General features: G+C 35.4%; 12 protein-coding genes and 2 tRNA genes. 7 read left to right on the plus strand and 7 right to left on the minus strand.

Annotated features, from left to right (window positions below; all coding sequences use genetic code 11):
* From N2201_06090 to N2201_06120, 7 genes are all read left to right on the plus strand, one after another.
* A partial coding sequence (locus N2201_06090) for an SLC13 family permease (protein MCX7785776.1) occupies positions 1–1,158 on the plus strand: 1,158 nt, incomplete at its 5' end.
* A 99-nt stretch (positions 1,159–1,257) separates the two neighbouring features.
* Complete coding sequence (locus tag N2201_06095) at positions 1,258–1,623, plus strand: hypothetical protein (GenBank protein MCX7785777.1); 366 nt, start codon at positions 1,258–1,260, stop codon at positions 1,621–1,623.
* A 52-nt stretch (positions 1,624–1,675) separates the two neighbouring features.
* Positions 1,676–2,881: an ornithine--oxo-acid transaminase gene (gene rocD, locus N2201_06100; protein ID MCX7785778.1), complete on the plus strand. Its 1,206-nt coding sequence runs from the start codon at positions 1,676–1,678 to the stop codon at positions 2,879–2,881.
* Positions 2,882–2,950: 69 nt separating this feature from the next.
* Positions 2,951–5,104 (plus strand): T9SS type A sorting domain-containing protein, encoded by a 2,154-nt coding sequence (locus N2201_06105; protein ID MCX7785779.1) that lies wholly within the window; start codon positions 2,951–2,953, stop codon positions 5,102–5,104.
* 28 nt (positions 5,105–5,132) lie between these two features.
* A complete protein-coding gene (locus N2201_06110; protein MCX7785780.1) occupies positions 5,133–5,984 on the plus strand; it encodes a methyltransferase domain-containing protein in 852 nt (283 codons plus the stop codon).
* Positions 5,985–5,986: 2 nt separating this feature from the next.
* Positions 5,987–6,268, plus strand: coding sequence for an acylphosphatase (locus N2201_06115; GenBank protein ID MCX7785781.1), 282 nt, complete (start codon positions 5,987–5,989; stop codon positions 6,266–6,268).
* 597 nt (positions 6,269–6,865) lie between these two features.
* Positions 6,866–7,237 (plus strand): hypothetical protein, encoded by a 372-nt coding sequence (locus N2201_06120; protein MCX7785782.1) that lies wholly within the window; start codon positions 6,866–6,868, stop codon positions 7,235–7,237.
* A gap of 143 nt (positions 7,238–7,380) precedes the next feature.
* Here N2201_06120 and N2201_06125 read toward each other — a convergent pair whose 3' ends face one another.
* The 7 genes from N2201_06125 to N2201_06155 form a co-directional block, all read right to left on the minus strand.
* Complete coding sequence (locus tag N2201_06125; GenBank protein MCX7785783.1) at positions 7,381–7,758, minus strand: DUF5615 family PIN-like protein; 378 nt, start codon at positions 7,756–7,758, stop codon at positions 7,381–7,383.
* Positions 7,758–7,994, minus strand: a complete 237-nt coding sequence (locus tag N2201_06130; protein ID MCX7785784.1) for a DUF433 domain-containing protein — start codon at positions 7,992–7,994, stop codon at positions 7,758–7,760. Before N2201_06130 ends, N2201_06125 begins: the two co-directional genes overlap by 1 nt.
* Positions 7,995–8,151: 157 nt before the next feature.
* On the minus strand, positions 8,152–9,564 hold the full coding sequence (gene gltX, locus N2201_06135) for a glutamate--tRNA ligase (GenBank protein MCX7785785.1): 1,413 nt from the start codon (positions 9,562–9,564) through the stop codon (positions 8,152–8,154).
* Positions 9,565–9,976: 412 nt separating this feature from the next.
* Positions 9,977–10,067, minus strand: a tRNA-Ser gene (locus N2201_06140).
* A 53-nt stretch (positions 10,068–10,120) separates the two neighbouring features.
* Positions 10,121–10,507: a four helix bundle protein gene (locus N2201_06145; GenBank protein ID MCX7785786.1), complete on the minus strand. Its 387-nt coding sequence runs from the start codon at positions 10,505–10,507 to the stop codon at positions 10,121–10,123.
* 40 nt (positions 10,508–10,547) lie between these two features.
* Positions 10,548–10,634 (minus strand) — tRNA-Ser (locus N2201_06150).
* Positions 10,635–10,804: 170 nt separating this feature from the next.
* A partial coding sequence (locus N2201_06155) for an endonuclease domain-containing protein (GenBank protein MCX7785787.1) occupies positions 10,805–11,397 on the minus strand: 593 nt, incomplete at its 5' end.

An 11,397-nucleotide genomic window follows, 5' to 3' on the forward strand; every position in this document is an offset into this window, starting at 1 on the left:
GTATTCCAGTATTTGGTGGTTAAGGCATTAAAATATTTTTATGGTTCACCGCACTTACTTTTTGGCGCTTTAATGTTCTTTTCGTGCATTTTAGCCGGCTTAGTTGATGAAGTTTCCGCAATTTTAATTACTATCGGCATTGCAGGAGAAATCTCTCGGCACACGAAAGTGAGCATTATTCCTTATTTATTGGGTTTAGTAATGGCAACAAATGTGGGCAGTGCTGTAACTTTAATTGGTAATCCAATTGGAATTTATTTAGCATTTGCCGGCAAATTAACCTTTCTTGATTTTTTAAGAAATTCAACAGTGATTTCAATCTTATCCGCATTGCTGATTATTGGAATGATAGTTTATATTTATCGGAATCAAATTAAAAGTAAAATTGCAATTGAGAAAAACGAACGCGAAGGTAAATTGGAATTAAAGAATGCCTTATCGATAAAAGAACTGGAATCAAAACTGGAAATAAAAGATAAAAAAGAAATATCCTTAGCCATTATAATTTTTATTGTATTTGTCATATTGGTCATTCTGCATTCGTTTTTAGAACATCTTTTGGGCGTTGAAGAACGGACTGTGCTTTTAGCCACGGTTTTAGCCATTGTCGGTTTTATTGTGTTGCGAGAAGAAGAACGCGGTCGGTATTTTATTGAGAAAGGACCTGATTGGTGGACAATTCTTTATTTCATGTTTCTTTTTGCTAATGCTGCCTGTTTGGAATATACTGGAGTAACGGCAAAAGTTGCCCATATTATTATGAATGCCGGACAACTACTACCTTTAAGATTTATGGGTGATTTAAGTCAAAGTGCAAATGTTTTAACTTTATTGCTTTGGAGTTCCGGGCTACTGTCTGGATTTGTTGATAATCTACCAGTAGTTGCGGCATTAGTGCCAGTTGTGAAAGATTTAATTGCCAGTGGTTTGCCAAAAGGCAATATTTTGTGGTGGAGTCTTTTGATTGGTGGCTGTTTTGGCGGTAATCTGACAATGATTGGCTCTACGGCGAATTTAGTTGCGATTGGCGTTTTTGAACGAAGTTATCGTCGTAAGTTTTCCTTCAAAAATTGGTTAAAACTTGGTATAATTGTTACTTTAGTTACCTTAGTTTTTGCTAATCTCTTCCTGTTAATAAAATTAAGATTTAGCCAATGATATGCTGATGATTCTTGAAAAATGCCTCAGAGAAGAACTATGAAATTTCTCGATGCCAATTGGGCTTCAGGGTCATAAATTGAGTTTCAAATTAAGATTATGCTGAATGTAATCTTAGTTGTGAATGGAGAAAAAATCGTGAAAGATAAAATACAGCCGTTCTTAAATAAAGAACAGCACAAAATTGTCTTAACCGGCTTATTTTCCCTATCAACCGAAGCAAAAACCATTGAAGAAGAAAGATATCAATGGCAAAATCTATTTTCTTTAAGAGAAGAATTTGAACAGAATGGGTTTTCGGTTTCAATTATTACAGAAAAGGGTTCGGTGTTTAATCTTATAAATACGGTGCAAATCATTTCCGCTGAACTTTTAGTATTACCGAAAGAGAAATTTTTGACTTTAGCACAAGATGAGTTTGATGATTTTTTAACCCAATTACCGTGTGCGTTGATATTGTATTAGAAACATTAATGGAGAGAAATTATAATGTTATCATTAAAAAGAAAGGAGCAAAATGACAAGAAGTGAAGAACTGATAAAGCAAGTTTTTGATTATAGTGCTCGGAATTATAATCCGTTGCCCGTAGTATTAAGCCGAGGCGCTGGTGTCTGGGTCTATGATGTTGAAGGGAAAAAATATCTTGATATGCTCTCTTCATATTCCGCATTAAATCAAGGACATTGCCATCCGAAAATTGTTCAGACTCTTAAAGAACAATCGGAAAAATTAACCTTAACTTCACGAGCATTTCATAATGACCAATTTCCCATCTTTTGTAGATATCTTTGTGAAATTACCCGAAAAGATAAAGTGCTTTTAATGAATACGGGTGCGGAAGCAGTTGAAACTGCAATTAAAGCCGCACGCAAATGGGGCTATCTGAAAAAGAAAGTTAAAGAAAATTGTGCTGAGATTATTGTCTGTGAAAATAATTTTCATGGTCGAACTACGACAATTATTAGTTTTTCTTCTGAAGAACAATATCGCTTAGGATTCGGTCCTTACACACCGGGTTTTAAGATTATTCCTTATGACGATTTATCCGCATTAGAAAATGCAATAAATCCCAATACCGTCGGTTTTTTAGTTGAGCCGATTCAAGGTGAAGGCGGAGTTATTATACCCAAACCCGGCTATCTAAAAAAAGCACAAGAAATCTGCCAAAAGCATAATGTCCTTTTTATCTTAGATGAAATCCAAACTGGTTTGGGAAGAACTGGTAAGTTGTTTGCTTATGAATATGAAGATGCCATACCTGATATTTTAATTTTAGGTAAAGCCTTAGGCGGCGGTGTCTATCCCGTTTCTGCAATTTGTGCTAATGATGATATTATGGATGTCTTTACCCCAGGCGACCATGGTTCTACTTTTGGCGGCAATCCTCTGGCGTGTGCTGTAGGAATGTCTGCTTTAGATGTGATTATGAAAGAGAATTTAATTGAGAATGCTCGAATAATGGGCGAATATTTCATTAGTAAATTAAATGCAATTAAATCACCTTGTATTCAAGAAATAAGAGGTAAAGGTTTGTTGATTGGTGTGGAAATAAAAAGAACTTTTGGTAAAGCACGACCATTTTGCGAACAGTTGATGGCTGAAGGCATATTAGCAAAAGAGACGCACGATTATGTAATTCGGTTTGCGCCACCTTTGATTATTAAGAAAGAAGATATTGACTGGGCAATACCGAAAATTGAAAAGGTTTTAACTAAACAATAAGGGATTGGCTGAAATGTGCTACTTGCCTTTATCAAAAATTTATATTAATATATTATGATTATTTATATTATGAAAAAAAATATATTTATATTAACATTTTTATTGTTTGTCGGACTTGCTAACGCCGAGCCGATTAAAGATTGGTGCGGAACTGCGCAAGCACTGGAAGATTTCCGACAAGGCAAATTACAAAACCGACCAACGCTTTCAGGACCGGTCGAATATATTGAGCGACCTCTTTTTCGCATTCACTATACTCGTCAAGGAGTTGATGCAGTCTCAGTTGCTTATGCTGAATCTACTGCCAGTGCGCTTCAATATAGTTGGACAAGATTAGTTGATTCTTTAGGCTGGTTACCACCACCACCAGATTTTGGTTTAGGTGGCGATAACCGCTATGATGTGTATATAAAACAGTTATCATCGGGTATTGCGGGAGTAACTTATCCCGAATACAGTTATACTAATCCTTATCCGAATGGAGTGAGTTCGCACTTTAGAATTACAGTCGGACTTGATGCCAATGGGCTAAAAGGCACGGTCTGCCATGAATTTGTCCACGCAATTGAATTCCGCTACAGTAGTGCGGAAGGAACATGGTGGCTGGAAAATTGTGCGGTTTGGGGAACCGAAGTAGTGTATGACGAAGTTAATGATTACCTGGATTTTTTGGGAACTTCGCCTAATCCGCTTGACAGTCCACATCTGCCAATTACCAGTAGCACGAATCTTTATTGGTATGCTGGCGGTATCTGGCCCATGTTCTTAAGTGAATATTATGGTAGTGATTGTGTGCGGCAAATGTGGATGTATCAAGGACAAATCTCAGGACAAAATACGCTTTCCGGAATTGATTATGTCTTGACTTTCCAATATGGTTCTAATTTAGCAACCGCACTTAAACTATATGCAGTTTGGCGTTATTTTACTGGGATTAGGGCTGATACCATAAATTTTTATAAAGAAGGACATTTAATGCCTTCAGTTCGTATCCTGCGAACACATAATTCATATCCAGCAACAGGTGACCAAGGAAATTATCCAGTATCCAATAACGGCGGAACAAATTATGTGCAATTTCTTAATGGCGGCGGAAAACTTCTTGTTAATTTCAATGCGCAAAGTTTATATCGCTGGGCGTGCTTTGTAGTTGCCTATCGACCCAACAGTCTTTCAACAGTATATGAATTGACCCTTAATTCCCAAGCAAATGGTAGTGATTCTTTTCCGTGGCAGAATATAGACCATTTTGCCCTGATCCCAGTTTTAACCCAATGGGAATATGCTACAGGTAATTTACCATTTAGTTATTCAGCAAGTATCAGAATTCTTCACGATGTCGGGATTGAAAGATTGATTGGTTTTTCAGCAATGGTAGATTCAGGAACTGTCATCAATCCGCAAGCAATGGTAAAAAACTATGGACTTAACTCTGAATCATTTGCTGTGAAACTTACCATTGGCGATTATTATTCTAATATCCGAAACATTTCATTGAATTCAGGTGATTCAAGTTTAATAAGTTTTCCGGTTTGCACTTTAAGGATTCGCAACTATCACGCTTATAAATGCACAACCCTTTTAGCCCAAGATGAAAGACCGAATAATGATTGTATTTCGGGCCAAACATTTGTTCGAGTAAAAGATGCTGGAGCAACTTTAATTATTGAACCGCCAGCAAATATCATTCAAGGTTCATCTATCCAACCAAAAGCCATGGTTAAAAATTATGGCAATATCGCAGAGATTTTTGATATTGAATTTACTATTGGAAATTGGCGAACAATCAAACGAACCAGAATCGGCGCTGGAATCGAGATTGAAGTTGTATTTGATTCGATTTGGTTTGCCAGTGATACTGGCTATTATGTGGTAAAATGCTCAACTAAAATGGTCAATGATGTTGACCCTAATAATGATAGAGTCATTGCTTCTACTTATGTCGCACCAACAGCAATTGCTGAAGAAAATAGAATAGACAATCTGTCAGCGACAATTATTCCAACAGTTCTCTTTAATAATCGTCCAATCTATCTATCTCCAATACGCCAGAATAGTGACTTAGAAATAGAACTATTTAATATGCAAGGAAGTCGAGTTTATTACCAAAAATTAAAGGGAAACTATTTTGTGATAGATAATCTGCCAACCGGTTGTTATATTCTAAGATTAAAGGAAGTTAATAAAATTTTATCTTACAAAACAATTGTTATTAAAAATTAGGGTTTAATTACAAAAAGACAGAAAATCGGTGCCATTGTTTGATTTTGAAGCGGTATTTGAACCGAAGGATTATTTATACTTTTATCAAGATTTTTTAACTGAGAAAAGAACGAAGAGTGAAGTCGAATTCTTAATCCGAGAACTTAAACTGGATAAAGCGATGAAGATTCTGGATTTGGCATGTGGATATGGTAGACATTCAAATCGATTAGCCAAACTGGGTTATAATGTCACGGGTGTTGATATAAACAAAGGGTTTCTTGAAATTGCGAGAAGAGAAGCAAAACAAATGGGCTTAAGCGTAAATTGCATTCTGCAGGATATGTGCAAAACCAAATTTACTGGTATGGATAGAAACCAAGAATCCCTTAAAATTGTGCGGAATGAAGCAAGACAAACAGGTTTAAGCGTAAACTACATTCAGCAGGATATGCGTAAAATCAATTTCAAAAATGAGTTTGATAGAATAATTTTGATGTTTACTTCTTTCGGATATTTTAATGATGCCGAGAACTTTAAGGTTCTCAAAAATATTTGCCAAGCACTAAAATCCAAAGGATTATTTTGTTTTGATACTTTTCATCGAGATGTCTTATTGAGAAATTTTTTACCCTATATTGTATTTGAAAAAGGAAAAGATTTGATGATTGACCGTAATCAATATGACAAAAAGACCAAACGCATTTATAATAATCGAATTGTGATTAGAGATGGCAAGAGAAAGGATAAACCATTTTTTGTCAGATTATATAATCCAGCAGAAATCAAAACGCTTTTATCTGAAGTCGGTATGTACATCTGTAAAATGTTCTCTGATTGGGATAGTAGTCCGTTTAGTTCTAATTCTAAGCGTATGATTATTATCGCTGAAAAGAAATAAGCATGCAGGATAGACATCGGATTCATATTATTGTTTCTGGACGAGTTCAAGGTGTCTTTTTTAGAGATTTTACGCGGAGAAAAGCCCAACTCCTTGGACTTACCGGCTGGGTAAGAAATACGGATGATGGTAAGGTTGAAATTGTTGCTGAAGGCAAAAAAGATAAATTAGAGCAATTAATTGCAGCAGTTAAAATCGGACCCGCATCAGCCAAAGTTACAGACTGTAAGGTCCAATGGCTCGAATGCCGTAATGAATTTATAGATTTCCAAATTGTTTATTAGATAAAGATATTCACCAAATCTTTTCGCCCTAAGTTTCAAATAATAGCAAAGTTTCAATTTTCAAAAGTTTTTGATTTGATTACATATTTGTTTGGCTTTTGGAATTTTGTATTTGTAAATTCAATAAAGACGATAATTAATCTTATAATTGTAAATTCATCAAAGACAAACAATTTTAACTCATTGGTTATCAAGAAACTATTTAAGTGACCGCTTGGTAGGATTTTTAAGTTCGTTCAGGGCAATATTGGATAGGTTAAGGTCTTGTGGGTGATTAATAGGATAAATATCATTATTTTCTAAAGAGAGGAATTAATGGGTTAAATCAATATTTTTTAGAGTAGGATTGACCTATCTGATATGCCACCTGATAAGACGGATATTCGGTAACCTCTGGTTATTAATATGCCAGGAGTAGGTTAGGCTTGGCCTAACCCGACCCTAGCCCCTTAAAGGATTTTTCCTTATAAATTTTCAAAAGTTAGATGCCTAATAAAGTTTTTTCCCCAAAATAGGCATTTTATGTGTCATAGCATTATAGATAGCCATTAAAGGTTAGTTAATGGCAAATTTAGATTAGAAAGGTAGGTGATAAATATGGCAGTGAGAAATGCATTACGCCGAGTTGATAAATGGGATTTGAAACTGAATGGCGATGTTCTGAGCGAGAAAGTCGCGACCTTAAAACCAATGATGAAAGCGCAAATCGAGACTGAATTTCCGGCATTAGTGGAAGTGGAAAATGAAGTCAAAGCAATTCTGGGTGAAATTGGCATCACATCATCCTTAAATCCGCCTTATCTCAATTTTGCCCGAGAGACCTATCGGTTAAGTAAAAGGTTTTTAGGCAAACAACTTTTGCGCGAAGTTGATGCAATAATGGCAAAATGGCTCGCTCGCGGATTTGATAAAGATATTCTCGAACGCATCCGAAATACTGTATTTACCTTAACTGCTTCGACTCTGTAAACAAATTATCAAGGGTGTAATATTGCACCATAAATAATCCGACCTCCATTTTGTCCTTTGAATTAAAAGGATTAAGATGAGGCCGAAAAAAAATGGGTGCGGTCCAGTTCAACCGGCTCGCACCCTGAATATATCTATTAAAATCAATCTATTGTACTTGCTTTAGATTCGTGGATTCTGATTCGACCAGGTTCGACTATCCATAATTTTTCTTTAATATCAATGTTTTTCAAATTAGATAGCAACTGAAATATCAATTGTTTTAGTAATTTAATACTTGAATGTTTAGGAATTCGAATTACAATAATACCACTGGTTTTATTTAAAGGAAATCTGACCGTATCCGCAAAATCTAAATCCAATGTTACAAGACATCGTTCTTCTTTACAACAAACATCATATAAGTACTGGTCAGAACAACCTTGGATATTTTGACTCCGGACGGTTACAACATCAAGACCTTGACTTTCAAAAAGAATCTGAATGCTTTTGCCAAAATTCTCATCGAGTTTAAATTTCATCAAGAAGGAATTTCAACATACCTTTCGCGTGACATTTCTGCACCATAAGCAATGCACGCGCGAATATCTTCTTCGGTCAACTGCGGATATTCGGCAATAATGTCCTGAATGCTCATTCCATTGGCTAATAAATCAAGAATTAAAGAAACCCAAATTCGAGTTCCTTGGATACACGGCTTACCAAAACAGATATTCGGGTCAATCTTGATACGCTGCAAAAGATTATTCGTTGTCATACCATATTGTAATTCAGATACAAAATAAGTCAATATTTTCTTGCAATCTGTTCATCCTAAGATTCGTCTTATGAAAATATTTTATCTTTTATCTCTAAATCTTTGGCGCCTAATTTTTCGATAAGATAAAAGGATTTATTCTGTGAGTTCAGTGTTTTCAGTGGTAGATATTATTGAGACGGGTAATGACGGTTGCTTTGCCTAATAATTCAATAGTCTCAAATAATGGCGGACCAACTGATTTGCCAGTTAAAGCAACTCGGCAGGGATGAACTAAATCTGATGCTTTTAATCCTAATTCCTCAGATAATTTCCTTAACTCGTTTTCCAAGTTTATTGCGGTAAAATCGTCTAATTTTTCAAATCTCCTACAAAGTTCTTTAAGATAGTTTTTAGTTTGGGGTGTTATATATTTTTCTACTGCGGACGTATCATATTTAACATCTTGGGTGTAAAAAGGATAAATCATATCTCTTAGTTCTATTAATGTGCGAACCCGTACTTTGGTAAGGTCTAAGATCTTAAAGAACCTATCTTTGTCCTTGGGGTGAATGTTGATTTCGTCAAGATAAGGGAGAAGTTCCTGAGATAGTTTTTCATTCTCCATATTTTTGATATAGATACTATTCATCCACTCTAATTTTTTGACATCAAAAATGGCATTGGCTTTATTAACTCTTTCTAAAGAAAACAGTTCAATCATTTGCTTACGAGTCATAATTTCTAAGTCGCCACCAGGCGACCAACCGAGTAAGGCTAAGAAATTAATTAATGCTTCAGGTAAATATCCGGCTTTTTTATATTCCCAAAGCGAAAGCGCACCATGGCGCTTGGAAAGTTTTTTCTTATCCGTGCCCAGTATTAAAGGTAAATGGGCAAAATAGGGGATAGGAAACCCAAAGGCTTCATATAATAATATCTGTTTCGGTGTATTCGCAATATGTTCTACTGCTCGGATAATATGGGAAATTTTCATTTCCGCATCATCAATCACAACCGCAAAATTATAAGTTGGTGTCAAATCCGCACGCATTATGATAAAATCTTCAATGTCTTGTGGTTCTTTTTTTATCGTGCCGTGAATAAGGTCTTCGAAAATTACTGATTTGCCGGGAACTAAGAATCGAATTGCTTTGGGACGATTTTCCTTATCATATTTTGCTTTGGTTTCTGCATCAAGATGATAACAGCGTCGGTCATATTTCCAAGCAATTTTTCTCTGCCAAGCATTCTGTCGTTCTTTTTCTAATTCCTCAGGATTACAATAACAATAATAGGCTTTTCCTTCAGTCAACAGTTTTTGGGCATAATTACGGTAAATTTCCAGTCTTTGGGATTGGAAATAAGGACCCTCATCCCAATCAATGCCCACCCATTTAAAACCTTCAATTATTGCCTGAACCGATTCTTGGGTTGAGCGCGTAACATCAGTATCTTCAATTCTTAAAATAAATTTGCCGTTGTGGTGCCGAGCAAATAACCAATTATATAATGCCGAGCGGACCAAACCAACATGAACCGCACCAGTTGGACTTGGTGCGATGCGCACACGAATCTCTTGATTAGTCATATTTAATATAGTGATTATACAAACTTATAAATAAAAATCAAGAAAGTTAGATAATAAAATGTTTATTTATAAATGCGCGAACCGACTTGAGATATTTTTCAAATTTAAAAGCCAAATATTTATTTTTAAACGCCATATAAAGAATGAGTTCAACCGGCAATCTATTTTGAGTAGCAGGAACTTAACTTGAGCGATCTTTGGATAGTCTTTCTATCAAATTGGTTGTGCGACCTACATATAATTTATTATATTTACATTTCAAAATATAGGATAGTGTATAATATTTTGTGTAAATTTTAGTTTGATATGTTGAAGAAAATAGATAATGGGAAAATAAGTTTGAATGGAAGAAAAGAAATTACACAAAAATCTTGACGCTACCCAATATAGACATAAAACATTTTATTTGACACGGAGAGGGTGGGATTCGAACCCACGGCACGGTTTTACCCGTGCGACCGCTTAGCAAGCGGGCGCCTTAGACCTATCTCGGCCACCTCTCCAAAAAAATAGGGAACCGGAAATAGTAAATAGGGGATAGTATACAATAAGCATCTCATTCTTGAGTCAATGCTTCATAAATCTTTTTTCTCAATGCAGAAAGCATTTTTATTACGGCAAGATTATCAGATTCAAGTTTATTTACAGTATTAATGATTACAGGTTTATCATACCTTTTCACTTTCTTGATAACTTGTAACCAATTATCAGTTTCTTTTGCTTCGCGATAGGCAATTTTCAAAATTCGGTTGAATTCTTTACTACTACCACTGCTATGTCCTTCAGCAATATTTGCGCAGACTGATGTAGAAGAACGTATTATTTGTTTTCCAATGAGTTCAGTGGCTGGTCCCGGCGGTAACAAATCAATGAAATCCACGATTTCAGACGCAACTTGTAATGCTTGTTGCCATACGGCCAAATCTTTGTAATCTTTTATCATTTCTTACCATTCCCTGTTCGCTGTTTCCTGTTAACTAACACGGAGGGCGAGGGATTCGAACCCACATTCCCATTACTGGGAGCCGGATTTCAAGTCCGGTGCCTTACCAAATTAGGACTAGCCCTCCGTTAATTTTACCCAATTGTAAAAGAACAATAATGTTTATTTAATCTTTACCAGTCGTCATTTTCCGACATCTGGTCAACTAATATAATTTACTGAAATCCTTTCAAAAGTCAATGTCTAATATTGGCTGATGGCTTATGGCTGATAGAGTTGTGGTTTATCTGGAACCAACTAATATCCTTGCAAGGTTTTAATCGTTTTTTTAATCTGTCTTATACAACTATTGATATCCTTATTAATTTCTTCTCCGGAGAAACGCAAAATTGACCAACCTCGACTTGTTAAATCATTATCTCTTTTACGGTCTTTAATTCGGGCTTCTTTTGAGGAATGATATTTTTCACCGTTACATTCAATATTAAGTTTGCCATCTCGACAAAAAATCGCGAAATCTAAACAATATGGTGTTTTAGTTTCATAGACAAAAAATTGTCTTTCCGCCAGAATTTTTTCGCGCTTCATTTTTTTGTATAATATTTCTTCAATCGGACTGGTGCACCATAAATCATTAATTTCTTTAGCAGAGAAAAGTTTTGACAGAGTTGTCGGAATAAAAGTAATTCTTCGCCAACGTTTACTTACTATCAGTTGGGGAAGCGGTTTAATTTCATCAATTGTTAATTTGTAATAATCATCATTAGCATGGAGGTCTTCTTTTTCTTCGGGAAGTAATTTAATACGTTTAACAATTTCAATGTTTTTTACTTTAGCATAATATTTAACCGAATATTTTTCTTCACCAAAGATTTTAGGGAGATAAAAAG

The sequence above is a fragment of the candidate division WOR-3 bacterium genome (genome assembly GCA_026418155.1).
In the GTDB taxonomy this organism is placed as follows: domain Bacteria; phylum Hydrothermota; class Tepidihabitantia; order Tepidihabitantales; family CAIPLT01; genus JAOABV01.